Source organism: Streptomyces sp. NPDC057099, from assembly GCF_042671245.1.
GTDB classification, from domain to species: Bacteria; Actinomycetota; Actinomycetes; order Streptomycetales; family Streptomycetaceae; genus Streptomyces; species Streptomyces purpurascens.
Genome location: NZ_JBHUTX010000010.1, coordinates 1 through 25910, shown reverse-complemented (window position 1 = coordinate 25910; position 25910 = coordinate 1). Strand labels below are relative to the sequence as shown.

Below are 25910 nucleotides of genomic sequence, written 5' to 3'. Positions count from 1 at the left end.
GGATAGATGAGCGCGGAGTTCGGCGGTCGGACCGGCCTGCAGGGCAAACTCACCCAGTGGCTGCGCGCCGGGCGCCGGCCGAAGGAGACCGCCGGTGACGGCGGCCGTGAGGCCCTGCTGCTCGCCGCCGCCGGAGCGGGACTGCCCCTCGCGCCCGCGGCCCACCCGGCCGGCTACCGCTGCTCCTGCGACCGTGTCGGCTGTCCCACCCCGGCCCGGCACCCCGTGTCCTTCGCCTGGCAGACGCAGTCCACCACCGACCGCGCCCAGATCGAGCGCTGGGCCCGCCACCAGCCCGAAGCCAACTTCATCACCGCGACCGGCATGGTGCACGACGTCCTCGACGTGCCCCTGGATGCCGGTCGCGACGCGTTGGAGCGGCTGCTCGCGGAAGGTGTCGAGGTCGGGCCGGTCGCCGAGAGCGACGACGGCCGCATGCTCTTCTTCACCCTCACCCGCGGGACGCCCGAGGATGAGGACGAGTGGTGGCCGTGCGAGCTGGACTGCCACCCCGAGACGGCGGACGAGCACCCCGGGCTGCGCTGGCACTGCCGCGGCTCCTACGTCCTCGTGCCGCCGGCCCGGCTGCCGGGCGACGGCCAGGCGGTGCGGTGGGTGCGCGGGCCCGAGCACGAGCTGCCGGACCCGCTGAGCTTGCTCGAGGTGCTCACCGAGGTCTGCGGCCGGTACGTCGACGCCGACTCGGCGGGGTCGGCGTGGCCTTCGCGACGCTGAGGCCCTGAGCCGGGCCGAGGCCTTGTTACGAGCCCTCCGCGGACGTCATGCCCTGGATCCGGCCCAGGATCGTCACCTTGCCCTGGCCCTTCGGATCCAGCGCCACCTCGTTGGAGACGAACTCCAGCGTGAGGGACTGCTTGATCTCGCCCTTCGTCAGCGCGAGCACGTCCTTGTTGGGGGGCGGGAACTCCGTGCCCGCGTAGGCCGTCTGCTTCTCGAAGTGCCGCGTGCTGAAGAACACCAGTGCGCCGCCGTCCGTCGTGCGCAACGCCAGCGGGCCGTAGTCGCCGTTCGTCAGCGGCTCGTCGATGTACTGGGTGACCAGGCCCGGCCGCTTGGTGTTCTTCTCGCGCAGCGCACGCCACTGGCTGGTGTGCGCGCCGTCCGCGAAGGCGGCCCCGCCGTTCTTCAGATACGTCGTGTACGTCTGGCTCAGATCGCCGGGCTTCGCCGCCACGCTCGTCGAGTTCACCGGGACCGGCTCGGCCCAGCCGTCCGCGTCCTTCTTGAACTCCGGGACCTTGCCGGGGGCGACGAGGGTCAGGTACGCGACCTGGAACGGGTCGTCGAGGCTGCTGCGGGTGAACACGAGCAGCCAGCGGGCGGTGCCGCCCTTGTTGCCGGCGGCGTCGACGACGAACCAGCGGGGCCAGCCGGCCTTCTTCGGGATCGTGAACTTCGCGTCCGTCAGCTTCAGCGGCGAGTGGTTCGGGTTGCCGCCCGGGTTGTTCTTCTGGCCGGCCTCCAGACGAGCCGAGTCGATGTCGGCGAGGGCGCCGGTGGTGTGCTCGGCGTCCAGGGAGGCGTCGTAGGCCTTGTCGGCCTCGTTGTACGCGGTCGTGAACTCCTGGAGGGCCTTGGTGGCTTCGGCGCGGGTGGTCGCCGGGAGGATCTCCCGTTCGCCGTGCACGACGACGCATCCGCTCGCCGTCAACGACAAAGCGGTCACCGAGGCCGATATGAGGGTCCTCCGGCCAAGCGTGCGGAGTGTTCGAGGGTCGCGATCCCTGATCATCGGGTGCCTTCACCTTCCCCTTTCCGGAGGCGAACCCTACCGGGTGCCTCCGGCGGTTGGGGCGGGGTGGGTGCGTCTGGCTGTGCGTCCGCGCCTGACGCCGGGCGGTGCGTCCGCGCCTAGTCGCCGGGTGTGGGTCGGGGCCGCGTCGGGGGGTGTCCGTCCTCGGAACGGCGCGATGGGGTTGGACGCCGACTGGCTGTCCGTTGACGCGCCAACCGCTGCGGGCATGCGTGCCGCCAGGGGCGGCACGGGTGGGCGGTGGGGGAGGCACCTCGTCGCGCCGAGTTGCGCACCCAGCCGGCCTCAGCTGACGCGGGGTCGGCGTTGTGCGAGGCCCGTGGGGGCAAGGAACAGCGCCAACGTCGGGATCAGGTACAGGAGCCACACCGTCACCTGGAGGATCGTCGGGTCGGGCTGGAAGTTGAAGACGCCCTTGAGGAGCGTGCCGTACCAGCTGTCCGGAGGGATCGTGCCGGAGATGTCGAAGGCCTTGTCGTTGAGGCCGGGCAGGAAGTCGGCCTCCTGGAGGTCGTGGAAGCCGTACGCCAGTACGCCCGCGGCCACGACCACGAGCATGCCGCCGGTCCACGTGAAGAACTTCGCCAGGTTGATCCGCAGCGCGCCCCGGTAGAAGAGCCAGCCGAGAGCGACCGCCGTCGCAAGGCCCAGCCCCACGCCCACCAGCGGTCGCGGCGTACCGTCACTCGCCGCGTGGACCGAGGCCCAGACGAACAGGGCCGTTTCCAGGCCCTCCCGGCCCACGGCCAGGAACGCCGTCGCGACCAGCGCCCCCGTACCCATCGCCAGCGCCGCGTCCAGCCTGCCGTGCAGCTCCGCCTTGAGATGCCGGGCGGTGCGGCGCATCCAGAACACCATCCACGTCACCAGCCCGACCGCGACGATGGAGAGAGAGCCGCCGAGCGCCTCCTGGGCCTGGAACGTCAGCTCCTGGGAGCCGAATTCGAGCACGCAGCCGAAGCCGAGGGACAGGGCGACCGCGACCCCGATGCCGGTCCAGATCGGCTTCAGGGCGTCCCTGCGGTCCGTCTTGACCAGGTAGGCGATGAGGATGCAGACGACCAGGCTCGCCTCAAGACCCTCGCGCAGGCCGATCAGATAGTTGGAGAACATCGGGTCTAGGCCTCCCCGGAGAACAGCGTCCGGCCCCACCAGTCGTCCTTGTCGCGGACGCCCGGCGGGATCGCGAAGAGCGCCGAACCCACATGCTGGATGTACTCGTTGAGCGCGTCCGTCGCCAGGCTGCGCTGGATCGGGATGAAGCCCTCGCGGACGTCCCGCTGGTAGGCGAGGAAGAACAGGCCCGCGTCCAGGCGGCCCAGTCCGTCCGTGCCGTCGGTGAAGGAGTAGCCGCGGCGCAGGATCGTCGCCCCCCGGTTGGAGTCGGGGTGCGCGAGCCGGACGTGCGCGTCGGGCTTCATCGCCTTCAGGAACGGCTCGTCGCGCTCCTTCGCCTTGCCGACCGGGGCGCCCTCGCCCTTGTCGCGGCCGAAGATGTCCTCCTGCTCCTGGAGCGAGGTGCGGTCCCACGGCTCGATGTGCATACGGATGCGCCGGGCGACGAGGTAGGAGCCGCCGGCCATCCAGGAGGGGCCGCCGTCCTTCTCGGACACCCAGACGTGCTTGCGCAAGCGGTCCGTCTCCGTGCCCGCGATGTTGCGCGTGCCGTCCTTGAAGCCCATCAGATTGCGCGGGGTCTGCGCCTCGGGCGTCGTCGACGACGTCTTGCCGAAGCCGAGCTGCGACCAGCGGATGACCACCTTGCCGAAGCCGATCCGGGCCAGGTTGCGGATCGCGTGCACGGCGACCTGTGGGTCGTCCGCGCAGGCCTGGACACACAGGTCGCCGCCGCTGCGGGCCGCGTCGAGGTTGTCGCCCGCGAACTTCGGCAGGTTGATCAGTGCTTCGGGCCGGTGGTCCGCTAGGCCGAACCTCTCGAACAGGGTCGGGCCGAAGCCGATCGTGAGCGTCAGGCGGGAGGGCCGGAGGCCCAGGGCCTCGCCCGTGTCGTCCGGAGGCGCCTCGGGCAGGCCGCCGTAGGCGCCCTCGCCCACCGGGTGCCCGGCCGTCATCCGCCGGGCGGCCTCCGTCCAGTCCTTGAGCAGTTGGACGAACTGCGCGCGGTCGGTTGTCGTCACGTCGAACGCGGCGAAGTGCAGGCGGTCCTGTACGGGGGTGGCGATGCCCGCCTGGTGCGCGCCGTGGAAGGGGACCGCGGCTCCGGGGTCCGCCGGGGCTTCGTCGTTGCCGTGGGCCAGGGCGACCGCTCCGCCTGCCGCGGCGGCGCCGAGCGCGAGGCCCGCCCCGCCCCAGCCGAGCAGCGAACGGCGGGAGGGGGAGGCTGAGTTGTTGTCCGTCATGGTGGTGTCCCGCTACTCGGCGACCGCTGCGGCGAGCTTGGACAGCGGCTCGGCGAGGGCGTTCACCGCGTCCGAGAGTTCCTTGCGGTCCGCCTTGCCGACCTTGTCGTACGAGGTGAAGTCGTAGGAGGTGGTGTTCGGGCGGTACTTGTCGAGCAGGGTGTTCAGCGCCGCGAACTGCTGGTCCAGTTCGGTGACGAGGGCCGCGTCGTTCTCCTTGGCGACCGGCTTCAGCAGCTCGTACGACTGCTGCGCGCCCTCGACGTTGGCCTTGAAGTCGACCAGGTCGGTGTGCGAGTAGCGCTCCTCCTCGCCGGTGACCTTGCCGGTGGCGACCTCGTCGAGGAGTTCCTTGGCGCCGTTGGCCATGGAGGTGGGGGTGATCTCGGCCTTGCCGACCCGCTTCTGCCAGTCCTTCAGGTCGGTGATGAGCGTGTCGGCGAGTTCCTTCTCGCGGTCGCCGATCTTCTTGTCCTGCCAGAGGGCCTTCTCCAGGCGGTGCCAGCCGGTCCAGTCGGTGGCCGGGTCCTGGCCGTCCTCCAGGCCGTCCTCGCGGACGTCCACCTTCGGGTCGATGTCGCCGAAAGACTCGGCGACCGGCTCGGTGCGCTCCCAGCCGATGCGGGAGGGGGCGTACGCCTTCTTCGCGGCGTCGAGGTCGCCGTCCTTGACGGCCTGCGCGAACGCCTCGGCCTTGGGCAGCGTCTCGTCGGCCTGGGTCTGGGCGTAGGCGCGGTAGGCCGCGACAGCCTTGTCCAGGCGCGGGTCGCGCTGGACGGCCTTGCCGCCGGTGACCCTGACGGCCTGGCGGATGCCCTTGCCCTTCATGCCGGGCTTGCAGGCGATCTGGTAGTCGCCGGCCTTCACCTCGGCGGTGACGCGCTGCTCGGTGCCGGGGCCTATGTTCTCCCGCTCGGTGACCACGCGGTCGTCGGGGAAGAGGACGTAGACCTCGGTGACCTTGGACCCCTTGTTCTCCACGGCCAGCTCGACGTGCCCGGCCGGGAACTCCTTCTTCGACACCTCGCACTTGTCGTCCGTCGCCGTGACGTGGACGACGCGGTCGCCGTCCTTCCCGCCGCCCTTCTCGGTGCAGCCGGTGACGGCGGTCAGGGCCGCTGCGACGGCGATCGCGACGGAAGCTGGTCTGGCGGGTCGCATTCGGGCTCCAGTGAAGGCAGGGCAGGCAAAGAAGGTGAGCCTCACCTAAGGTGCTCACCTGGGGCACATAAGGATTACCTAAGTGGCCTAAAATCGCCCCCATGAATCAGTCAAAGAAAGGTCAAAGGTCGCGTCTCGGGGTGATGAGGAGCTCCTCGGTCCGCGGGTGCGGGAACACCTCCACGGGCTGGTCGTAGACCTCGGTCAGCAGTCGCTCGGAGAAGACCTCGGCGGGCGGGCCGTCCGCCGCGACGCGACCGGCGCACAGAAGCGCGACCCGGTGCGCGTAGGCCGCGGCGAGACCCAGGTCGTGCACCACCACGACCACCGCGTCACCGGCGTGCGCCCTTGACCGGCACAGCCGCAGCACCAGCTCCTGGTGCCGCAGATCGAGCGCCGCGGGTCGGCTCGTCGAGCAGCAGGAGCGGGGCCTGCTGGGCGAGCACCCGGGCGATTGCCACCCGGGCCCGCTCGTCGCCGCTGAGCGCGGAGAACGGGCGTGTGGCGAAGCCGGTCACCTCGGTGGCGGCCATGGCCTCGGCGACGGCCCGGTCGTCGTCGGCCGGGGTCGAGGCGGGGGACGCGGCGTGCGGGGCGCGGCCCATGCGGACGACCTCCTCGACCGTGAAGGGGAAGGAGAGCGCCGCGGACTGCGGCAGGACCGCCCGGCGCAGGGGCGAGATCGGGCGCGGGCCACTCCGCCGCCGGACGGCCGTGGACGCGTACGACCCCCTCGGCGGCCGGGACATCGGCGGCCAGGGCGCTCAACAGCGTCGACTTTCCCGCCCCGTTGGGACCGACCAGGGCGAGCACCTCACCGGCGCGGACGGCGAGGTCGGCACCCTTCAGCACCTCGCGGGCCCCGAGCCGGACATACAGCCCTCGGGTCTCGGCCAGGACATCGCCGGGCGCGGGCCGGGCGGGGGGAGTGGGACGTCGGGTACGCAGGGTACGCAGGCGGATCACGCCCAGCCTCCTTGTCGGCGCCGGGTGCGGCGCAGCAGCCAGAAGAAGAACGGGCTGCCGAGCAGGGCCGTCAGCACCCCGAGGGGGAGTTCGGCGGGCGCGGCGACGGTACGGGCCGTCAGATCCGCCGCCAGCAGCACGAGCGCGCCGAGCAGCGCGCTGCCCGGGACGAGGAACCGGTGCCCCGGGCCCGCCAGCATGCGCAGCAGGTGCGGGACCACCAGACCCACGAACCCGATGATCCCGGAGACGCTCACCGCCGCCGCGGTCAGCAGCGCGATGACGAGGACCAGCACGATCCGCAGCCGCTCCACCTCGACGCCCAGATGCCGGGCGGGCCGCTCGCCGAGGGACAGGAGGTCCAGGCGGCGGGAGTACAAGGGCGCGACCGCGAGGCCGAGCACCGCGCACGGCAGGACCGCCAGCACCTTCGGCCAGGTCGCCCGGGAGAGCGAGCCGAGCTGCCAGAAGGCGATCTGGTTGACCGCGGCCGTGTCCGCGAAGAACAGGAACAGGCCGATCAGCGCCCCCGCGAAGGCGTTCACCGCGATACCGGTGAGGATCAGCGTCACCACCTCCGTACGGCCGCCCGAACGTGACACCGCGTACACGAGCAGGACCGTCGCCAGCCCGGAGACGAAGGCGAAGACGGACACCGTCCAGGTGCCGAGGACGTTCACGCCGAGGGCGATCGCCCCGACCGCGCCGACCGCGGCCCCGGAGGAGACGCCGATGACGCCCGGCTCGGCGAGCGGGTTGCCGAACACGCCCTGCATCAGCGCGCCCGCGCAGCCCAGCGAGGCGCCGACCAGCAGGGCCAGCACGATCCGCGGGAACCGCACGTTCCGCAGCACCGACTCGGCCACCCGGTCCAGCTCCCCGCCGCCCAGCCCCAGCCGGTGCTGCATGGAGGCGAGGACGTCACCGACCGGGACGGGATGGGCGCCGGTGCAGGACGGTCATCCAGCCTTGCCTGCGCTCTCTGTCGGTCGTCGTGGCGGTGGGAAGTTCAAGGCAGAATTGCCCTCGTGACTGACTACGACGTACTCCGTGTCTTCTGCGGGCCGCGCGGTGGATACGGCAATGAACTCGGGGTCGTTCGCGAGGGTTCGGTGCTGCCCGGGGAGAGCGAGCGGCAGGAGTTCGCCGCGAAACTCGGCTTCAGCGAGACCGTGTTCGTCGACGATCCCGAGCGCGGCGTGATCGACATCTACACGCCGACCCTGCGGCTGCCCTTCGCCGGGCACCCCTGCGTCGGGACGGCGTGGCTGCTCGACGTGCCCGAACTGGTCGTCCCCGCCGGGGTGGTCGGGGCCCGGCAGGACGGCGAGTTCTGCTGGATCGAGGCGCGGGCGGAGTGGGTGCCGCCGCGCACCCTGCGGCAGTACGGCAGCGCCGCCGAGGTCGACGATCTGGCCGTACCGCCGCCGGGGGAGTGGGTCTACGCCTGGGCCTGGGAGGACGAGCCCGCCGGCCGGATCCGCGCCCGGGCCTTCCCCGGCCGCGACGACGGCATCGACGAGGACGAGGCGACCGGAGCGGCCGCCCTACTGCTCACCGACCGACTGGGCCGGGCCCTCAACATCACCCAGGGCGCCGGCTCCCAGCTGCTGACCGCGCCCCAGCCGGGCGGCTGGACCGAGGTCGGCGGCCGGGTCCACCTCGAACGCTGAACCGACGGAGGTCTCGCGGCCCTACGCCGTCAGCGGGAACTCCGCGCCCAGCTCCTCGAACACCGCGTTGTTCAGCGCGTACGCCCGCTTGCACTCGGCCACGACCCGCTGCCGCTCCAGCTCGTCACCGGGCACCGCGTCGAGCAGCGCGCTGTAACTCCGCTTGAAGGCGGCCGGGTTGGAGATCTGCTCGAAGACGTAGAAGCGGACGCCGTCGCCCTTCTTCGGGAAACCCCATGCCTTCTCGGCCGTGTCGCGGATGATCTGCCCGCCGGAGAGGTCGCCGAGGTAGCGGGTGTAGTGGTGGGCGACATAGCCGGCCGGCCAGTCGCGGGCACACTCGGTGACCCGCTCCGCGTACCCCAGCGTGGCCGGCAGCGCGCTGATCCCCGACCGCCAGCCGGGACCGCGCAGATACTCCAGGTCCTGCTCCAGCGAGGCCATACGGAACAGCTCCGGGCGGACGAACGGGCCGGCCACCGGGTCCGCCGCCAGCCGCGCGGCCGCCGACTCCAGCGCCCCGTACACGAACCACAGCTGCTCCGTGTAGCGCGCGAACGCGTCGACGCCCAGTTTGCGCCCCAGCAGGTCGCTCATGAAGGTCGAGCCCCTGACCTCCTCGTGCTGCTCTCGGGAAGCGGTCCGAATGAGGGTCGAGAAGGAATCCATGGGCGAAACTTTCTATGGTTAGGCTAACCTAAGTCAATAGCCTTGCCGACCTGTTGTCGGTAAACTTCCCGACGCGGTGTCGGTAAAAACCTGCCGAGGCAACCGAAAGGCCCGCCCTCCGAGGAGAGCGGGCCGTTTCTACGGGGTGCGTGGGGTGCTACGGCAGCGTGAGGATCTCCGCGCCGGTGTCCGTCACCACCAGCGTGTGCTCGAACTGGGCCGTCCGCTTGCGGTCCTTCGTGACGACCGTCCAGCCGTCGTCCCACATGTCGTACTCGTGCGTCCCGAGCGTCAGCATCGGCTCGATCGTGAACGTCATCCCGGGCTGGATCACGGTCGTCGCGTGCGGGCTGTCGTAGTGCGGGATGATCAGGCCCGAGTGGAACGAGCTGTTGATGCCGTGGCCGGTGAAGTCCCGGACCACCCCGTAGCCGAAACGCTTGGCGTACGACTCGATGACCCGGCCGATGATGTTGATCTGCCGGCCCGGCCGGACCGCCTTGATCGCGCGGTTCAGCGACTCCCGCGTCCGCTCCACCAGCAGCCGCGACTCCTCGTCGACGTCACCCACCAGGTACGTCGCGTTGTTGTCACCGTGCACGCCGCCGATGTACGCCGTCACGTCGAGGTTGATGATGTCGCCGTCGCGCAGGACGGTGGAGTCCGGGATGCCGTGGCAGATGACCTCGTTGACCGAGCTGCACAGCGACTTCGGGAAGCCGCGGTAGCCCAGCGTCGAGGGGTAGGCGCCGTGGTCGCACATGTACGCGTGCGCCACCTTGTCCAGCTCGTCCGTGGTCACCCCGGGGGCGATCAGCTTCGCGGCCTCCGCCATCGCCCGGGCGGCGATCCGGCCGGCGACGCGCATCGCCTCGATCGTCTCGGGGGTCTGCACCTCCGGTCCGGTGTACGGCGTCGGCGCGGGCTTGCCGACGTACTCGGGGCGACGGATGTTTCCGGGCACGGAACGGGTGGGGGACAGTTCCCCCGGTGCGAGCAGCGACTGGCCAGACATGCCAGCGAGTCTAACCAGCGCCCATGGGGGAACATGTCGATGGCGAGAGGAGCTGGTCATGGCCCTGTTCAAGAAGCGCACGGTCGGCAAGCCGGGTGAGTGGTACTACTGCCTGGAGCACAAGAAGGTCGAGGAGGGGCCGGAGTGCCCCAACAAGGACCGTTTCGGGCCGTACGCCTCCCGCCCGGAGGCCGAACACGCGATGGCGACCGCCCGCGAGCGCAACCTCCAGTGGGAGAACGACCCCAAGTGGCACGACGCACCGGCGGGCGGCCGGGACGAAAACTGATCACGCCTCGGCGGCCAGAGCGGCGGCTGCGCGCTTCTCGCGCAGCCGCACCGCGTGCTCGTTGCTCCGCACGTCGTACGTCGTGAGCCTCGGCAGGCACACCGTCAGCAGTGCCACCGCGCCCACGCACAGCAGCCCGCCGGACCAGACCGACGTCCGCACCCCCAGCCAGGCCGCGAAACCGCCGCTGCGCATCTGACCGACCGTCGGTCCGACCGAGTACGACAGCAGCTCGATCCCGGCGAGACGGCCGCGCAGCTCGTCCGGGATGGTCTGGTTCCACATGGCCGCGCGGAAGACGCCGCTGACCATGTCGGCGCCGCCGGCGAGGGTCAGGAACAGCAGCACCAGCCACACGTTGCCGACGACCCCGGCGCCCGCGATGGCCAGGCCCCACAGTGCGGCCGCCAGCACCACCATCCGGCCGTGCCGGTGAACCCGCGAGGTCCATCCGCTGGTCAGGCTCACCACCAGGGCCCCCGCCGGGAGCGCCGCGTACATCAGCCCCAGTGACCACTCCGCGTCCAGCTCGTCCGCGAGGAACGGCAGCACGGCGAGCGGCATCGCCAGGAACATCGCGGCCAGGTCGACGGCGTAGGTCCCGAGGAGTTCCTTGCGGCTCCACGCGTACCGGGCGCCCTCGGCGATGGCCCGCAGCGACGGCTTCACCGCCTCGTGGGAGGCCGGGGAGGCGGCGATGCGCACGACCAGCAGCACGGAGACGACGAAGGTGACCAGGTCGGCGCCGTACGCCCAGCCGACACCGGCGTAGGCGACCACCACTCCTGCCAGCGCCGGGCCCGCGACGCCGCCGACCGTCCAGCGCAGCGAGTTCAGGGAGGCCGCCGCCGGCAGGTGGTCGTAGGCCACGATCCGCGGCCACAGCGAGTCGAGCGCGGGACGCTGCACGGACACCAGCGCCGAGGAGAGGGCGGCGACGACGTACAGCGGCCACACGGCGGGCCGCGGAAGCAGCGCGTTGGCCAGCAGCGCCACGCTGAGCAGACCCTGCCCCGCCTCCGTCCACACGATCAGCTTCCGCTTGTCCCACGCGTCGGCGAGAGCCCCGCCGTAGAGCCCGAACACGACCAGCGGCACCAGTTCCACGGCCCCGATGGCCCCGACCGCCGCGGCCGACCCGGTCAGCTCCTTCAACTGCACCGGCAGCGCGACGAACGTCAGGAACGTCCCGAAGTTGGAGATCAGCCCCGAGATCCACAGCCGGCGGAAGTCGGCGGAGGCCCTCCAGGGGGACAGGTCGGGGAGCAGGCCGCGCGGGCCGGGGGAGCGTTCGGGGGAGTCGTCAGTCACGAAGGGCCATGCTCTGGGTCGGGGTGACGACGGACAACTGCTTTTCGGGACCGGAGTACCGGAGAGGGCCGCGGCCGGGGGTGGGGCCTTGGCTGTGGCTGCTGATCAGGATCGGCTGCTCGGCTGCGGCGGCGTCACCAGCGGGCCGGAGGCGGCGCCGTCAAGTGTTCCGCCAGTCTCGACACCCTGTCCCGGAAGCGGCGGCGGCCCCGTGGGGTCGGCAGGGCGTTCTCGCCGGCTGCCGCGCTGACCAGGTGCTGGACCGTGTCCAGGTCCAGCTCCGAGCCGGTGGGGACGGCCAGGGTCTCGTGGGCCATCGCCGGCAGTTCGCCCGCGGCGGGGCCGAGGGCCAGGACCGTCGCACCGGCGCGGCGGGCGTCGGACACCCGTTCAAGGAGGGGCGCGGCGGGGCCGGGTCCCTCGGGGGACACCACCAGCAGCGTCTCGCCCCGCCGGGCCGCCTCCAGCCGTCCCAGGCCGACCGCGAGATGCGCCGGGTCGCAGGCGCGCGCGTCGTGCCGTACCAGCGTCGGGGCCAGCTCCGGCGTGCCCGACCACGCGGCCTCGTCCACCAGATGCGCCGCCAGATGCCACGGCTCGTACTCCGGCGTGCCGACGAGCAGCAGCCCGCCCCCGTGCGACACCACCGACCCCCGCAGCGCCCCGGCGAACCGGCGCGTGGAGCCCAGCCACTCGGTTCCGGCGAGCACTTCCCGCAGCAAGGCGACCCGTACCGCATCCATGCGACCGCATCCTGCCCGAGCCGGTCGCGGGTGAGGAGGAAGTCGCCACGGATTCGCCCGGCCCGGGCAGTTGGGTCGCTCACCCGTGCCATGAGGGAACGGCTGGGGGAGACATCAGCCGCACGGGCGCGGACGTAGAGTCGGGGCCATGACCTCTACCGACAGTGCTGCCACCGACAACGCCCAGAAGGCCCCCGCCAAGGACCCCTGGGACCTGCCCGACGTCTCCGGACTCGTCGTCGGTGTGCTCGGCGGAACCGGGCCCCAGGGCAAGGGCCTCGCCTACCGGCTCGCCCGGGCCGGCCAGAAGGTGATCATCGGCTCGCGGGCCGCCGAGCGCGCCCAGGCCGCGGCCGGGGAACTCGGGCACGGCATCGAGGGCGCCGACAACGCCGAGACCGCGCGCCGCAGCGACATCGTGATCGTCGCCGTGCCGTGGGACGGCCACGGCAAGACCCTCGAATCCCTGCGTGAGGAACTGTCCGGCAAGCTCGTCGTCGACTGCGTCAACCCGCTCGGCTTCGACAAGAAGGGCGCCTACGCCCTCAAGCCAGAGGAGGGCAGCGCCGCCGAGCAGGCCGCCGCCCTGCTGCCGGACTCCCGCGTCACGGCCGCCTTCCACCACCTCTCGGCCGTGCTGCTCGAGGACCCGGAGATCGAGCAGATCGACACCGACGTGATGGTCCTCGGCGAGGTCAGGGCCGACGTCGAGATCGTCCAGGCGCTGGCCGGCCGTATCCCCGGGATGCGCGGCATCTTCGCCGGGCGGCTGCGCAACGCCCACCAGGTGGAGTCGCTGGTGGCGAACCTGATCTCCGTGAACCGCCGCTACAAGGCACACGCCGGGCTGCGCGTCACCGACGTGTGAGCGGCTGAGGTGGATGGGGGACACTGGACGGCACCAGCAGTGACCGTATGACCCGCAGTGTCCCCCGACAGGAGCCGACCGCCATGCCCCCCTTGCTCCCACCCGACCCGGCCCGGCGACTCGCCCTCTACGCCTCGATCTTCTGCGTCCTCTCCGTGGCCGCGGCCGTGGTCTCCTTCGTGCAGGGCAGCTGGCTGGGGATCGTCTGGGTGCTGCTCGCCGGGCTGTCGTCGAACATGACCTGGTACTACGTGAAGCGCGCCAGGGCCCAGAAGTCGGTCACGGGCTGACCGAGCAGAACTCGTTGCCGCCCTGCCAGAACCGGTACAGCTCCTGACCGCAGTACGTCTCGAAGTCGCTGATCTTCAGAGACTTCAGGATCGTGTCGATCACGTCGAAGAACACGCCGTTCACCGCGGGCAGCCACAGCAGCGCGAACACGAACAGCAGGCCGAACGGCGCGAACGGCTCCACCTGGCGCCGGATCTTGTACGACAGCCACGGCTCGATGACGCCGTAGCCGTCCAGGCCCGGCACCGGCAGGAAGTTCAGCAGCGCGGCCGTCACCTGGAGCAGGGCGAGGAAAGCCAGGGCGAACCGGAAGTCGGTCGGCACGCCGTCCAGGGCGCCCAGCCAGAACGGGGCCGTGCACACGATCGCGAACAGCACGTTCGTCAGCGGACCCGCGGCCGAGATGAGGCTGTGCTTCCAGCGCCCCTGGATCCGCCCCCGCTCGATGAACACCGCGCCACCGGGCAGGCCGATCCCGCCCATGATCACGAAGATCACCGGCAGCACGATGCTGAGCAGGGCGTGCGTGTACTTCAAGGGGTTCAGGGTCAGATAGCCCTTGGCGCCGATCGAGATGTCGCCGCTGTGCAGGGCGGTGCGCGCGTGCGCGTACTCGTGCAGACACAGGGAGACGATCCAGGCCGCCGTCACGAAGAGGAACACGGCGACGCCGGGCTGCTCCGCGAAACCGGTCCAGGTCGCCCACCCGGTGACCGCCGTCACGGCCAGGATCCCGACGAAGACGGGACTGATCCGCCGCTCGCTGTGGCGGCTGGTGGCGGTGGTCATGGGGCTCCCTGCACTCTTCGCACTCTTCGGACACGCGATGGGACTGCCCGACCGTACCGGGCGCACGGGGAAAACGTCTCGCGCGGGGCGGTCGGTTCCGGAGAGGGTGGGGGCATGGGGCTCTGGCACGTGTTCTACGCGGACTGGCAGATGGAGTGCTGCGGCACACCGTTCTCGGTGGGGGACGAGGTGAGCTGGCCGCTGCTCCTGGACCCGGCCGACGTGTACGGCGGTGGCTGGCAGGACGAGCTCACCGAGGTCGCCGGGCCGGTGGAGCACGTGGGCGGCGTCCGGGTGGTGCGGGAGGAGTCGGGCCTGACGGTGGCACTGGGCGGGCAGCCCCGGAGGGCTACCCGCTCGGTCGGGCTGCTCTCCGTCGAGCGGCACGGGGCGTCCTGGCCTGAGATGGCCGGGCGGGTACGGGGCGTGAGGGTGCTCACCCAGGGTTACGTCGAGAACCCACCCGGCTCGCGCTCCTGGCAGCCGGTCCCGGAGGAGCGGAGTCTGAGGGCGGTCGAGCAGTGCCCGAAGTGGTTCGCCGACGGTGACGCGGAGCAGGGGCGTCGGTGGAGGGAGTCGGGGGTGATGGTGGCCCTGGAGTCCCTGAGCATGGGCGTGGCCCCACCGAGGACGAAGGGCGCTGGGCGGCGTCGGGGCTGAGGCCGGGTGGCTCCGCAGCCAAGGCCGCCCGCCGCGCCGTAGAAACCTCGTGACCCGTTCTCGTACCACCGGAGACAATGGACCCCGTGCGCTACCGCATCCTCGGCACCACGCAAGCGCTCCGCACCGACGGCACGGTCGTTTCGGTGGGCGGGGCGCGTTTGCGTGCGCTGCTGACCGTGCTCGCCCTGCGGGCCGGCCGTACCGTGCCCGTGGGGCTGCTCGTCGACGAGGTGTGGGACGGTGCCCCGCCCGCAGACGGGCCGGCGGCGCTGCAGGCGCTGGTCGGGCGGTTGCGGCGGGCGCTCGGGGCGGACGCGGTCGCCTCCGCCGAGGGCGGGTACCGGCTCACGGCCGCCCCTGACGACATCGACCTGCACCGGTTCGAGCGGCTGGCCGGCGAGGGACTGCGGGCCCTGGCCGACGAGGACCCCGCCAAGGCCGCCGTGATCCTCGACGACGCCCTCGCCCTGTGGCGCGGCCCGGCCCTCGCCGACCTCCCCGACCGCACCGCCGAGGCGGCCCGCCGGGACACCCGCCGCCTGGACGTCCTGCGCGCCCGCCACACCGCCGCCCTCGCCCTCGGCCAGGCCGAGCAGTCCCTGCCGGAGCTGACCGCCCTGTGCGACGGCCACCCCCTGGACGAACCCCTCCAGACCCTGCGCCTGCGCGCCCTGCGCGACGCCGGCCGCACGGCGGAGGCCCTGGACGCCTACGAGGAGGTCCGGAGGCTGCTCGCCGACCGGCTGGGTGCCGACCCGGGGCCGGAACTGCGGTCCCTGCACGCGGAGTTGCTGAGCCTCGGGGACAGCCCCGCGCCCGCCGTCGAGCCCCGGCCCGTCGGCAACCTGCGGGCCCGGCTCACCTCCTTCATCGGCCGCGAGAGCGACATCGAGACCATCCGCGGCGATCTCACCACCGCCCGGCTGGTCACGCTGCTCGGGCCCGGCGGGGCCGGCAAGACACGGCTGTCGCAGGAGGCCGCCGAGACCGTACGGCCCGCCATGTCCGGCGGCGTCTGGCTGGCCGAACTCGCCCCGGTCGACGCCCCCGAAGCCGTCCCGGAAGCCGTACTCACCGCCGTCGGCGCCCGCGAGACCGTGCTGTACGGCGCCGGCTCCGAGGGCATCCGCGCCGCCGTGGCCGACCGGCTCGACGATCCCGTCGAGCGGCTCGCCGAGCACTGCTCCCGCCCCGGCATGCTGCTGATCCTCGACAACTGCGAGCACGTCTCCGACGCCGCCGCCCGGCTCACCGAGGAACTGCTGGAGCGCTGCCCGGGCCTCACCGTCCTCGCCACCAGCCGTGAACCCCTGGGCGTACCGGGGGAGTTGCTGCGGCCCGTGGAGCCGCTGCCCGAGCCGGTCGCGCTGCGGCTGTTCGCCGACCGGGGCGCGGCGGCCCGGCCCGGCTTCCGCGTCCAGGACGACCCCGAGGCGTGCGCCGAGATCTGCCGACGTCTCGACGGCCTGCCCCTGGCCATCGAACTCGCCGCCGCCCGGCTGCGGATGCTCACGCCCCGCCAGATCGCCGACCGGCTCGACGACCGCTTCCGCCTGCTCACCTCCGGCAGCCGCACCGTCCTGCCCCGCCAGCAGACCCTCAGAGCCGTCGTCGACTGGTCCTGGGACCTCCTCGACGAGGACGAACGGGACGTCCTGCGGCGGCTGTCGGTGTTCGCGGGCGGCTGCGACCTCCCCGCCGCCGAGGCGGTGTGCGGGCCGGTCGCCCTGGAGGCGCTCGGCTCGCTCGTCGACCGCTCCCTGGTCGTGGCCGCCCCGCCCCGCGAGTCGGCCGACGGCGAGATGCGCTACCGGCTGCTGGAGACCGTCGCCGAGTACTCCGCCGAGCGGCTGGACGAGCCCGGACAGCGCGCCGAGGCCGAGCGTGCCCATCTGACGTACTTCCGCGAACTCGCCCGCCTCACCGACCCGTTGCTGCACGGCCCGGGCCAGCTCGCCGCCATCCACCGGCTGGAGCGGGAGTACGAGAACCTGCGCACCGCCCTGCGCCACGCCGTCGCCCTGCGCGACGAGCAGGAAGCGCTCTGCCTGGCGCTGTCCCTCGTCTGGTACTGGCAGATGCGCGACCTGCGCATCGAGGCCCGCACCTGGTGCCGCGAGGTCATGGCCCTCGGCCCCGACCCCTTCACCGAGCCCGTCCGCCGCGCCGCCCCGGTCTGGCAGCGCTGCACCGACGCCCCGCCCCCGATGACCGGCGAGGTCCTCCAGGAGGCCCGGCGCGGGATCCACCTGGCCCATCTCGCCTGCATGGACACCGAACTGGACGCCTGGCAGACCCCGCGGGCCCAGCAGAAGCTGCAGACGATCGCCGAGACCTACGAGCCCGGCCTCCCGCAGACCTGCCGGCTCCCCGGCCTGCTCTGGTTCTTCGCCGTGATGCTGACCGGCGACATGGACCGGCTGCGCGTCGTCATGGAAGCGTCCATCCGCACCTGCCGCGAGACCCCCGGCTTCGAATGGGAGCTGGCCTCCGGTCTCCAGATGCGGGCCAACTTCCTCGCCAACCGCACCGACTGGGCGGGCGACGCCGCCCGGGACGCCGACGAGTCGCTGGAGATCTACCGGAGGCTCGGCGACGCCTGGGGCACCGCGGAGGCCCTCTCCGCACGCGCAGAGACCCATGAACGCAGGGGCGCCTACGCCCTGGCCGCCGCCGACTACGAGGCGGCCATCGCACACGCCGAACACCTCGGCGCGCACGGCCAGACGGCCGTGCTCACCGCCCGGCTCGGCAACGCGCTGCTGGAGGCCGGCGAGGAGGAGCGCGGCGAGCGGCTGCTGCGCGAGGTCATCGCCGAGCGCGAGGACTCGATCAGCGAGGCCATGCCCGCCGCCCGTCTCTTCCTGGCCGTCCGGCTGGGCCTGACGGACCGGGTGCCCGAGGCACGTGAGCAACTGCGGCGGCTGCGCCAGGACTTCCGCATCGCTCATTTCATCGTCTTCGACGCGTTCATCCTCGGCGCCGAGGCCTGGCTGGACGCCGTGGAGGGGCGGCACGCGGAGTGTCTGGACCTCATCCGCAAGGCGCTGGAGCGTGCCGCCGACCCGCGCTCGCAGCTCATCGCCCCCCATATGCGGGCGGTGTACCTGACCATCGGGGCCGGAGCCCTGGCAGGCCTCGACGGCGGGCACCGCGCCCACGACGCGGCCCGCTGCCTGGGCGCCGCCGACGGCCTCCTGCCGCCGGGCCATGTCGCCGCGCGGCAGGAGCGCGAGATCCGCGAGCAGACGGAGCGGCGGGCCCGGGCGGTGCTCGGCGACCGGGCGTACGAGAGCGCGTACGCGGAAGGCGGCGGCCTCTCCGCCGAGGAGGCCACCGCCCTGGTCTGACGCGAAGGACGCGAACGACGCGACGGACGCGAACGCGGGCCGTCCGCTCAGCTCTTCGTGCGGAACTTGTGGATCGCGATCGGAGCCATCACCGCCGTGATCGCCACCGACCAGCCGAGCGTCACCCACAGATCGTGCGCGACCGGCCCGCCGACCATCAGCCCGCGCGCTGCGTCCGCCAGCGTGGACAGCGGGTTGTAGTCGGTGAAGGCCTGCAGCCAGCCCGGCATCGAGGTCGTCGGGGCGAAGATCGACGAGCCGAACTGGAGCGGGAACAGCACCAGGAAGCCCATCGCCTGCACGGACTGCGCGTTCTTCATGATCACGCCCAGGGTGAGGAACACCCACATGATCGACGAGGCGAACGCCGTGGACAGGGCCACGGTCGCGAACAGTCCGGGCCAGTTGGTGATCTCGAACCCGACCGCGACGGCGACGATCATCAGCACGGCGGTCGCGAACAGCATCCGCAGCAGTTCCACCGAGATCTTCGCGAAGAGCACCGAGCCGCGGCCGATCGGCAGGGACCGGAAGCGGTCCATGACACCGGAGTTGAAGTCCTGGCTGAAGCCGGTGCCGACGCCCTGGGAGAGCGTCATGCTCATCATCGCGATCATGCCGGGGATCACGTACTGCACGTACTGGTCCTGCCCGCCGCCCAGCGCCTGCCCGATCGAGCCGCCGAACACGAACACGAACAGCAGGGTGAAGATGACCGGCATCAGCAGCGCGTCGGCCATCGACTCCGGGTCCTTGCGGATCCACAGCAGATTGCGGCGCACCAGGGCCCCGGTGTGGCGCAGATGGGCGCGCGGCGAGATACGGGCGTCCGCCTCGCCCTCGTGGATGGCTGCGGTGGCGGCGCTCATACGGCGACCTCCTGACGGTCGTCGGCGGGCGTGGTGTCCTGCGGCGCACTGGCGCGGTGGCCGGTGAGGGACAGGAACACCTCGTCCAGGCTGGGCAGTTCGGTGGTGATGGAGGAGAGCGTGATGCCGCGCGAGGTGACCGCGCCGACCACGGCGGTCAGCTGCTCGTCGCTGAGGATCGGCACGAGGACGTCACCCCGGTCGGTGTCCACGGTCGTGGTGGCGAGCCCGGTGATCCCCAGCTCGTCCAGCGCGGCGGCGAGGGGCCGCAGGTGCACCGGATCGGCCGGGCGTATCCGCAGCGCGCGGCCGCCGACCTTCGCCTTCAGCTCCTCGATGGCACCGCCCGCGATGACCTGTCCGCGGTCGACGACCGTCAGCTCGGTGGCGAGCTGCTCGGCCTCCTCCATGTACTGGGTGGTGAGCAGCACGGTGACGCCGTCGCCGACCATGCGCTTGACCTCGTCCCACACCTCGTTGCGGGTGCGCGGGTCGAGCCCGGTGGTCGGCTCGTCCAGGAAGAGCACGGCCGGCCGGCCGATCATCGACGCGGCCAGGTCCAGCCGCCGCCGCATGCCTCCGGAGTACGTCGCCGCGGGCCGCTTGGTGGCCTCGGTGAGCGAGAAGCGCTCCAGCAGTTCGTCGGCCCGGGCCCGTGAGCTCTTGCGGGGCAGATCGAGCAGCCGCCCGATCATGTAGAGGTTCTCCCAGCCCGAGAGCTTCTCGTCCACGGAGGCGTACTGCCCGGTGAGTCCGATCACCCGGCGCAGCTGCCGGGGCTGCCGTACGACGTCGTAGCCGACGACGGTGGCCCGGCCCGTGTCGGGAGCGAGCAGCGTGGACAGGATCCGCACCAGGGTCGTCTTGCCGGCCCCGTTCGGACCGAGCACCCCCATGACGGTGCCCTCCCGCACGTCCAGGTCCACCCCGTCCAGTGCCTTGGTCTCGCCGTAGTGCTTCACCAGCCCCCGCACGGTGACCGCGGCGCCGTCGGCTTGTGTGTCGATTCGCGTCATGAGACAGACAGTCTCAGGACCCACCGACAAACCACCGACAAGCCGCCTACAGCCGGCCGACGGAACCCGACAAGGGGACGGCCCGCCGACTGGGGGAAGGTCGGCGGGCCGTCCGTGGTACCGCTGTGGCTCTAGTGGACGGAGTGCTCCTCCTGCGGGAACGTTCCGCCGACGACGTCCTCGGCGAACGCCTTCGCCGCACCGCTCATGACCTCACGCAGGTCGGCGTACTGCTTCACGAACTTGGGGACGCGCCCGCCGGTCAGACCCAGCATGTCGGTCCACACCAGCACCTGCGCGTCGCACTCGGGGCCGGCCCCGATCCCCACCGTCGCAATCTGCAGCGTCCGCGTCACCTCGGCCGCCAGCTCCGCCGGGACCAGCTCCAGCACCACCGCGAACGCGCCCGCGTCCTGCACGGCCTTCGCGTCCCGCAGCAACTGCTGGGCCGCCTCCTCGCCCCGCCCCTGCACGCGGTAGCCCATCGCGTTGACGGACTGCGGGGTCAGGCCGATGTGCGCCATGACCGGGATGCCGGAGTCGACGAGCAGCCGGATCTGCTCGTGCGACCGCTCGCCCCCTTCCAGCTTCACGGCCTGCACGCCCGCCTCCTTCACCAGCCGGGTCGCCGAGCGCAGCGCCTGCACCGGACCCTCCTGGTAGGAGCCGAAGGGCAGGTCGCCGACGATCAGGGCGCGCGAGGTGCCCCGTACGACCGCCGCGGACAGCATGGTCATCTCGTCGAGGGTGACGGGCACGGTCGATTCGTACCCCAGGTGGCAGTTGCCCGCCGAGTCGCCGACGAGCATGACCGGGATCCCGGCCTCGTCGAAGACGGACGCGGTCATCGCGTCGTAGGCGGTGAGCATGGGCCACTTCTCGCCGCGCTCCTTGGCGGCGGCGATGTCGCGCACGGTGATACGGCGGGTTCCCTTGCCCCCGTACAGCGTCTTGGCGCTCTGGGCAGCCGAAAGCTGCGTCATTGCACGGCTCCTCACACGTCATCTCGAGGCGCCCTGACGGCGTCCCCGGACCACGTCCATGGTGGCACCTCGTGCCAAGCAGGGCTAGGGGAGGCCCTGTGAGTTCCGCCCGGCGGGCTCATGGGGCCGTGCGAGTAAGAGCTCGGTAAGGGTATTCCAATACGAGACGGTCTCGTATCGAAATGGTTCTACGCTCGACGGCATGACTACTCCTGCCGACCGCGCCGCCCCCACCGGCCCCCGGATACCGGAAGCGGTGCACCGGCGCCGCTGGGCGATCCTCGGTGCGCTGATGCTGAGCCTGCTGATCGTCGTCCTCGACAACTCGATCCTGAACGTCGCCATCAAGACGATCTCCACCCCGGCCCCGACCGGCCTGGGGGCCACGCAGAGCGAGCTGGAGTGGGCGATCAACGCCTACACCCTCGTCTTCGCGGGCCTGCTGTTCACCGCCGGGCTGCTCGGCGACCGGCTGGGCCGCAAGAAGGTGCTGCTCGGCGGCCTCGCCGTGTTCGGCATCGGCTCCGCGCTCGCCGCGTTCTCCGGCTCGCCGGGGGAGCTGATCGCCTTCCGGGCCGTGATGGGCCTGGGTGCCGCGTTCGTCATGCCCGCCACCCTCGCCGTCCTGATGAACGTCTTCGAGCGCGAGGAGCAGCCGAAGGCCATCGGCATCTGGGCCGGCGGCGTCGGCCTCGCCATCGCCATCGGACCCATCACCGGCGGTGTGCTCCTCGACCACTTCTGGTGGGGCTCGGTCTTCCTCATCAACGTGCCGATCGTGCTGCTCGCCCTCGCGCTGATGCTGTGGCTGGTGCCCGACTCCCGCGACCCGAAGCCGGGCCGTGTCGACCCCGTCGGCGTCGTGCTCTCCGTCGTCGGCCTGGTCCTGCTCGTCTACGGCATCATCAAGGGCGGCCAGCTCGCCGACTTCACCGACGCCACCGTGCTGTCCACGATCGGCGCCGGTCTCGCCGTCCTCGTCGCCTTCGTGGTGTTCGAGAAGCGCAGCGACCACCCGTCCATCGACGTCACGTACTTCAAGAACAAAGTGTTCTCGTCCGCCATCACCGCCATCGCGCTGGTGTTCTTCGCGCTGATGGGCGTGACCTTCTTCTCCGTCTTCTACACACAGAGCGTGCGCGGCTACTCGCCGCTGCAGACCGGCCTGTTGATGCTGCCGCTGGCCGCCGCCCAGATGATCTTCGCGCCACGCGCCCGGCTGCTGGTCGACCGCTTCGGCAACAAAGCCACCACGACCGCCGGAATGCTGCTCATCGCCGCGATGCTGGCCGCCTTCGCCACCCTGGACGCGGACACGCCCATCTGGATCCTGGAGGTCGTCTTCTTCCTCATGGGCACCGGCATGGCGCACATCATGACCCCGGTCAGCGTCGTCATCATGCAGGCCCTGCCCCGTGAGAAGGCCGGCTCGGCCTCCGCGCTCAGCAACACCTTCCGGCAGGTCGGCGGCGCCCTCGGCATCGCCGTCCTCGGCTCGGTGCTGTCCACGGCGTACCGCAACGGCATCGAGGACAGGCTCGGCGCGCTGCCACCCGCCGTACGCCACACCGCCGGCGAGTCCATCGAGGCCACGCTCGGCGTCGCGGCGAAGCTCGGCCCCGAGGGCAAGTCCCTCGTCACGCCCGCCTACGACGCGTTCCTGCACGCGATGCACATCACGGCCCTGTGGGGCGCGGGCGTCGCCCTCGTCGGCGCGGTCGTCGTGGCGCTGTTCCTGCCCGGGAAGCCCCCGGCGCCCCAGCGGGGCGAGGAGGAGAAGGAGTTGTCGGACACGCGGTCGTGACCCTGCGCGACAATGCACCCCACCAGTCAGCAAAGGACGGAGCGACGTGAGCCTCGCCGAACGGCAGCCCCCGAACGACGGCCCTCCGAGGGGTCGCCCCAGAAGCGAGGCCGTCGAACGCGCCATCATCGAGGGCGTGATGAGGCTCCTGGAGGAGGGCGTGCCCCTCGCGGAGCTGTCCATCGAGCGCGTCGCCCGCACCGCCGGGGTCGGCAAGGCCACCATCTACCGCCGCTGGAGCGGCAAGGAGGAACTCTTCGTCGACGTCCTGCGCGCCGCCGAACCCCCCGACCCGCCGCTGCCCGGCACCTCCATGCGGGACGACCTCGTGGTCCTGCTGGAGCAGGTGCGGCGGCGCGGCGTGGCCAGCCGCTCCTCGGCGATCCTGCACAACGCGCACGCCCAGATGAAGAGCAGCCCGAAGATCTGGGCGGCGTACCAGTCCACCGTCGTCGCACCGCGCCGCCGGCTCGGTCTGGAGGTCCTGCGCCGCGGCCAGGAGAACGGCGAACTGCGCACGGACGTCGACCTCGACCTGCTCAACGACCTGTTCGTCGGCCCCCTGCTGCTGCGCGCCGTCCTGCACCCGGACGCCGACCTGCCCGAGGGCCTCGCCGAACAGGTCGTCGACACACTGCTCGAAGGGCTGCGCCCCGGCGGGCGTCCCGACGGCTCACCGTCCGTCAGTTCGGTCCCGCTGTCGTCCTAGTGTGCGCGTTTCGTCACAGAGGGCGCTTTCACAGGGGGTAACCGGAACTCGCCGCGCCGACTCGCTCGTCCTCGCCCCCGTACGGCCGTCGACGGACGGCGGGAACGGAACGGATCATCCCCTAGGGTCGTATGGACACGGGGGCGATGGTGTGCACGGCAGGCAGTGAGGCGACGGTATGGCGCAGCAGGCGTACATGACGGAGACGGACAACGGCGGCTCGGGACCCGAGCGCCGGGGAAACCGGCTTCGCCGCCTGTTCGACCGTATGGCGGGCGGCCGACGGGGCGACCCGAGGATGTGGCGGCGCGGTCTGTTCACGGCCCTCTGCGCGGTGCTGCTGGCCGTGGTCATGCTGGTGCACTCGCACATCCCCAACGCCATCGGCAATCTGGGCAGCCTCATCGAGACGTTCCTGCCCTGGCTGGGGCTGCTCGTCCCGGTGCTGCTCGTGCTCGCCCTGGTCCGCAGGTCCGCGACCGCGCTGATCGCGCTGCTGCTGCCGTCGCTGGTCTGGCTGAACCTCTTCGGCGGCCAGCTCAGCGACAAGACCGCCACCGGCGGCGACCTCACCGTCGCCACGCACAACGTCAACGCCGAGAACCCGGACCCGTCCGGCACCGCCCGTGACGTGGCCGCCTCCGGCGCGGACATCGTGGCCCTGGAGGAACTGACGGCATCCGCCGTCCCGACGTACGAGAAGGCGCTGGCGTCGACCTACCGCTACCACTCGGTGGAGGGCACGGTCGGGGTCTGGAGCAAGTACCCCCTGACCGGCGTGAAGGCCGTCGACCTCGACATGGGCTGGACCCGGGCCATGCGCGCCACCGTGACCGCCCCGTCCGGACAGGTCGCCGTCTACGTCGCCCACCTGCCGTCGGTACGCGTCAAGATGGAGGCAGGCTTCACGGCCCGGCAGCGCGACCGGAGCGCGGAGTTCCTGGGCGAGGCCATCTCCGACGAGCCGCTGAAGAACGTCGTGCTGCTCGGCGACCTGAACGGCACCATGAACGACCGCGCGCTCAACGCCGTCACCTCCCAGATGCGCTCCACGCAGGGCGCGGCCGGCAACGGCTTCGGGTTCAGCTGGCCGGCGTCGTTCCCCATGGCCCGCATCGACCAGATCATGGTCAGGGGCCTGAAGCCGGAGAGCTCCTGGACCCTCCCGGAGACGGGCAGTGACCATCTGCCGATCGCCGCCCGTGTGAAGGTCGCCACAGACGGCTGAGTGCGGCCGTAGGCGGAATAGCAGGCCTGAGAGACTTTGTTCCGTACTTGAACATACAAAGTACGGATCCCCCAGCAAGACTCGAAAGGCTTCCTCATGCCCCTGGCCCTGCTCGCCCTCGCCGTGGGCGCCTTCGGCATCGGTACCACCGAGTTCGTGATGATGGGGCTGCTGCCCGATGTCGCGGACGACCTGCACATCTCGATACCCAGCGCCGGCCATCTGGTGTCGGCGTACGCGCTGGGCGTCGTCATCGGCGCCCCCCTGCTGGCCGCGGTCACGGCCCGGATGTCCCGCCGCACGGTCCTGATCAGCCTGATGGGACTGTTCGTCGCGGGCAACGCGCTGTCGGCCCTCGCGCCCGACAACGGCTGGCTGCTGGCGGCCCGCTTCCTGAGCGGTCTGCCGCACGGCGCCTTCTTCGGTGTGGGCGCCGTCGTCGCGACGAACATGGTCGCCCCCGAGCGCAAGGCGCGCTCGGTCTCCCTGATGTTCCTCGGCCTGACGGTCGCGAACGTCGCGGGCGTGCCCGTGGCGACCCTCATGGGCCAGAACCTCGGCTGGAGGGCGACCTTCCTCGGCGTCAGTGCCATCGGCCTGGCGGCGATCGCCGCGCTCGCGTTCCTGATCCCGCACGACCACGAGCACACCACCGCACAGGGCCTGCGCGGCGAACTCGCCGCCCTGCGCTCCCTCCCGGTCTGGCTGTCGCTCGGCACCACGGTCGCCGGCTTCGGCGCCCTCTTCTCGGCGTACAGCTACATCACGCCGATGCTCACGGACGCCGCCGGCTACGCCGGTGCCAGCGTGACCCTGCTGCTGGCGCTGTTCGGCGTCGGCGCGACCGCAGGCAACCTGCTCGGCGGTCGGCTGGCCGACCACTCCCTGCGGGGCACGCTCTTCGGCGGCCTGGGGTCCCTCGTGGTGGTGCTGGCGTTCTTCCCGCTGCTGATGCGTACGGAGCTGACCGCGGCCGTGGCCGTGATCCTGCTCGGCATGGCGGCCTTCGCCACCGGCTCCCCGCTCCAGCTGATGGTCATGGAGAAGGCCTCCTCGGCCCCGTCCCTGGCCTCCTCCGCCAACCAGGCCGCCTTCAACCTGGCCAATGCCGGCGGCGCCTGGATCGGCGGCCTCGCCCTGGCCGCGGGCTTCGGCGTCACCTCCCCGGCCCTGGCCGGCGCGGCCCTGGCCGTCCTCGGCCTGGCCGTGGCGGCGCTCGCGTACACGGTGGACCGGCGCCGAGCCCCGGTCACCGGCGGTCGCGAGCGGATCGTGGCGAGCCACGTCCCGCAGGAGGCGGAGGCGGTGCGCCACTGACGGTCGCCGGTACGCCGGCGCTGTGACTCGGGCGGCGGCCCGTGGGGTTGGTCCCACGGCTG

General features: G+C 71.7%; 23 protein-coding genes and 2 pseudogenes. 11 read left to right on the top strand and 14 right to left on the bottom strand.

All coding sequences use genetic code 11. The annotated features are described in order from the left end of the window. The first annotated feature begins 6 nt into the window (after positions 1 to 6). On the top strand, positions 7 to 735 hold the full coding sequence (locus ACFT4A_RS16070) for a bifunctional DNA primase/polymerase (protein ID WP_382830336.1): 729 nt from the start codon (positions 7 to 9) through the stop codon (positions 733 to 735). Between the two features lie 25 nt (positions 736 to 760). Here ACFT4A_RS16070 and ACFT4A_RS16065 read toward each other — a convergent pair whose 3' ends face one another. The 6 genes and pseudogenes from ACFT4A_RS16065 to ACFT4A_RS16040 form a co-directional block, all read right to left on the bottom strand. Next, complete coding sequence (locus ACFT4A_RS16065) at positions 761 to 1753, bottom strand: hypothetical protein (RefSeq protein ID WP_382830334.1); 993 nt, start codon at positions 1751 to 1753, stop codon at positions 761 to 763. Between the two features lie 306 nt (positions 1754 to 2059). Continuing rightward, on the bottom strand, positions 2060 to 2887 hold the full coding sequence (gene efeU / locus ACFT4A_RS16060) for an iron uptake transporter permease EfeU (RefSeq protein ID WP_382830331.1): 828 nt from the start codon (positions 2885 to 2887) through the stop codon (positions 2060 to 2062). Positions 2888 to 2892: 5 nt separating this feature from the next. Then, on the bottom strand, positions 2893 to 4134 hold the full coding sequence (efeB, locus tag ACFT4A_RS16055; protein ID WP_382830328.1) for an iron uptake transporter deferrochelatase/peroxidase subunit: 1242 nt from the start codon (positions 4132 to 4134) through the stop codon (positions 2893 to 2895). A gap of 12 nt (positions 4135 to 4146) precedes the next feature. Further along, complete coding sequence (gene efeO, locus ACFT4A_RS16050) at positions 4147 to 5295, bottom strand: iron uptake system protein EfeO (RefSeq protein ID WP_382830326.1); 1149 nt, start codon at positions 5293 to 5295, stop codon at positions 4147 to 4149. A 121-nt stretch (positions 5296 to 5416) separates the two neighbouring features. Further along, a pseudogene (locus tag ACFT4A_RS16045) lies at positions 5417 to 6252 on the bottom strand (heme ABC transporter ATP-binding protein). Positions 6253 to 6257: 5 nt separating this feature from the next. Next, positions 6258 to 7208 (bottom strand): annotated as a pseudogene (locus tag ACFT4A_RS16040) (FecCD family ABC transporter permease); the annotation flags it as partial. Positions 7209 to 7289: 81 nt separating this feature from the next. On the opposite strand from ACFT4A_RS16040, the gene ACFT4A_RS16035 reads away from it, so the two are divergent. Next, on the top strand, positions 7290 to 7934 hold the full coding sequence (locus tag ACFT4A_RS16035; protein WP_376389582.1) for a PhzF family phenazine biosynthesis protein: 645 nt from the start codon (positions 7290 to 7292) through the stop codon (positions 7932 to 7934). Between the two features lie 21 nt (positions 7935 to 7955). Here the strand turns inward: ACFT4A_RS16035 and ACFT4A_RS16030 are convergent, their stop codons facing one another. Both ACFT4A_RS16030 and map read right to left on the bottom strand, forming a co-directional pair. After that, positions 7956 to 8603, bottom strand: coding sequence for a heme oxygenase (biliverdin-producing) (locus tag ACFT4A_RS16030; RefSeq protein WP_382830324.1), 648 nt, complete (start codon positions 8601 to 8603; stop codon positions 7956 to 7958). Positions 8604 to 8760: 157 nt separating this feature from the next. After that, a complete protein-coding gene (map, locus tag ACFT4A_RS16025; RefSeq protein WP_382830321.1) occupies positions 8761 to 9618 on the bottom strand; it encodes a type I methionyl aminopeptidase in 858 nt (285 codons plus the stop codon). A 58-nt stretch (positions 9619 to 9676) separates the two neighbouring features. Between map and ACFT4A_RS16020 the strand changes: the two genes are divergently transcribed. Continuing rightward, the gene (locus tag ACFT4A_RS16020) at positions 9677 to 9907 is read left to right on the top strand and encodes a hypothetical protein (RefSeq protein WP_382830318.1); all 231 of its coding nucleotides are present in this window, start codon (positions 9677 to 9679) and stop codon (positions 9905 to 9907) included. On the opposite strand, the gene ACFT4A_RS16015 is transcribed toward ACFT4A_RS16020, so the two are convergent. Next, complete coding sequence (locus ACFT4A_RS16015) at positions 9908 to 11218, bottom strand: MFS transporter (RefSeq protein WP_382830315.1); 1311 nt, start codon at positions 11216 to 11218, stop codon at positions 9908 to 9910. 134 nt (positions 11219 to 11352) lie between these two features. Further along, complete coding sequence (locus tag ACFT4A_RS16010) at positions 11353 to 11961, bottom strand: hypothetical protein (RefSeq protein WP_382830312.1); 609 nt, start codon at positions 11959 to 11961, stop codon at positions 11353 to 11355. A 148-nt stretch (positions 11962 to 12109) separates the two neighbouring features. Between ACFT4A_RS16010 and npdG the strand changes: the two genes are divergently transcribed. Further along, on the top strand, positions 12110 to 12829 hold the full coding sequence (npdG, locus tag ACFT4A_RS16005; RefSeq protein ID WP_215121854.1) for an NADPH-dependent F420 reductase: 720 nt from the start codon (positions 12110 to 12112) through the stop codon (positions 12827 to 12829). A gap of 83 nt (positions 12830 to 12912) precedes the next feature. After that, complete coding sequence (locus ACFT4A_RS16000; RefSeq protein WP_382830309.1) at positions 12913 to 13119, top strand: hypothetical protein; 207 nt, start codon at positions 12913 to 12915, stop codon at positions 13117 to 13119. Here the strand turns inward: ACFT4A_RS16000 and ACFT4A_RS15995 are convergent. Further along, complete coding sequence (locus tag ACFT4A_RS15995; RefSeq protein ID WP_382830307.1) at positions 13109 to 13909, bottom strand: site-2 protease family protein; 801 nt, start codon at positions 13907 to 13909, stop codon at positions 13109 to 13111. The genes ACFT4A_RS16000 and ACFT4A_RS15995 overlap by 11 nt on opposite strands. Positions 13910 to 14023: 114 nt before the next feature. Here ACFT4A_RS15995 and ACFT4A_RS15990 point away from each other — a divergent pair, with 114 nt between their 5' ends. Both ACFT4A_RS15990 and ACFT4A_RS15985 read left to right on the top strand, forming a co-directional pair. After that, the gene (locus ACFT4A_RS15990) at positions 14024 to 14569 is read left to right on the top strand and encodes a DUF6578 domain-containing protein (RefSeq protein ID WP_382830304.1); all 546 of its coding nucleotides are present in this window, start codon (positions 14024 to 14026) and stop codon (positions 14567 to 14569) included. Positions 14570 to 14646: 77 nt separating this feature from the next. After that, on the top strand, positions 14647 to 17922 hold the full coding sequence (locus ACFT4A_RS15985; RefSeq protein WP_382830302.1) for a BTAD domain-containing putative transcriptional regulator: 3276 nt from the start codon (positions 14647 to 14649) through the stop codon (positions 17920 to 17922). A 47-nt stretch (positions 17923 to 17969) separates the two neighbouring features. Here ACFT4A_RS15985 and ACFT4A_RS15980 read toward each other — a convergent pair whose 3' ends face one another. The 3 genes from ACFT4A_RS15980 to panB form a co-directional block, all read right to left on the bottom strand. Continuing rightward, positions 17970 to 18791, bottom strand: coding sequence for an ABC transporter permease (locus ACFT4A_RS15980; RefSeq protein WP_382830299.1), 822 nt, complete (start codon positions 18789 to 18791; stop codon positions 17970 to 17972). Beyond that, positions 18788 to 19807, bottom strand: a complete 1020-nt coding sequence (locus ACFT4A_RS15975) for an ATP-binding cassette domain-containing protein (protein WP_382830297.1) — start codon at positions 19805 to 19807, stop codon at positions 18788 to 18790. The genes ACFT4A_RS15980 and ACFT4A_RS15975 overlap by 4 nt, the downstream gene beginning before the upstream one ends. A 131-nt stretch (positions 19808 to 19938) precedes the next feature. After that, a complete protein-coding gene (gene panB / locus ACFT4A_RS15970) occupies positions 19939 to 20790 on the bottom strand; it encodes a 3-methyl-2-oxobutanoate hydroxymethyltransferase (RefSeq protein ID WP_382830294.1) in 852 nt (283 codons plus the stop codon). A 202-nt stretch (positions 20791 to 20992) separates the two neighbouring features. Here panB and ACFT4A_RS15965 point away from each other — a divergent pair, with 202 nt between their 5' ends. From ACFT4A_RS15965 to ACFT4A_RS15950, 4 genes are all read left to right on the top strand, one after another. Next, positions 20993 to 22594, top strand: coding sequence for an MFS transporter (locus ACFT4A_RS15965; protein ID WP_382830291.1), 1602 nt, complete (start codon positions 20993 to 20995; stop codon positions 22592 to 22594). 46 nt (positions 22595 to 22640) lie between these two features. Beyond that, positions 22641 to 23303, top strand: a complete 663-nt coding sequence (locus ACFT4A_RS15960; protein ID WP_382830289.1) for a TetR/AcrR family transcriptional regulator — start codon at positions 22641 to 22643, stop codon at positions 23301 to 23303. Between the two features lie 268 nt (positions 23304 to 23571). Beyond that, the gene (locus ACFT4A_RS15955; RefSeq protein WP_382830729.1) at positions 23572 to 24531 is read left to right on the top strand and encodes an endonuclease/exonuclease/phosphatase family protein; all 960 of its coding nucleotides are present in this window, start codon (positions 23572 to 23574) and stop codon (positions 24529 to 24531) included. A 96-nt stretch (positions 24532 to 24627) separates the two neighbouring features. Beyond that, positions 24628 to 25848 (top strand): MFS transporter, encoded by a 1221-nt coding sequence (locus ACFT4A_RS15950; RefSeq protein WP_382830286.1) that lies wholly within the window; start codon positions 24628 to 24630, stop codon positions 25846 to 25848. Positions 25849 to 25910 lie beyond the last annotated feature (62 nt).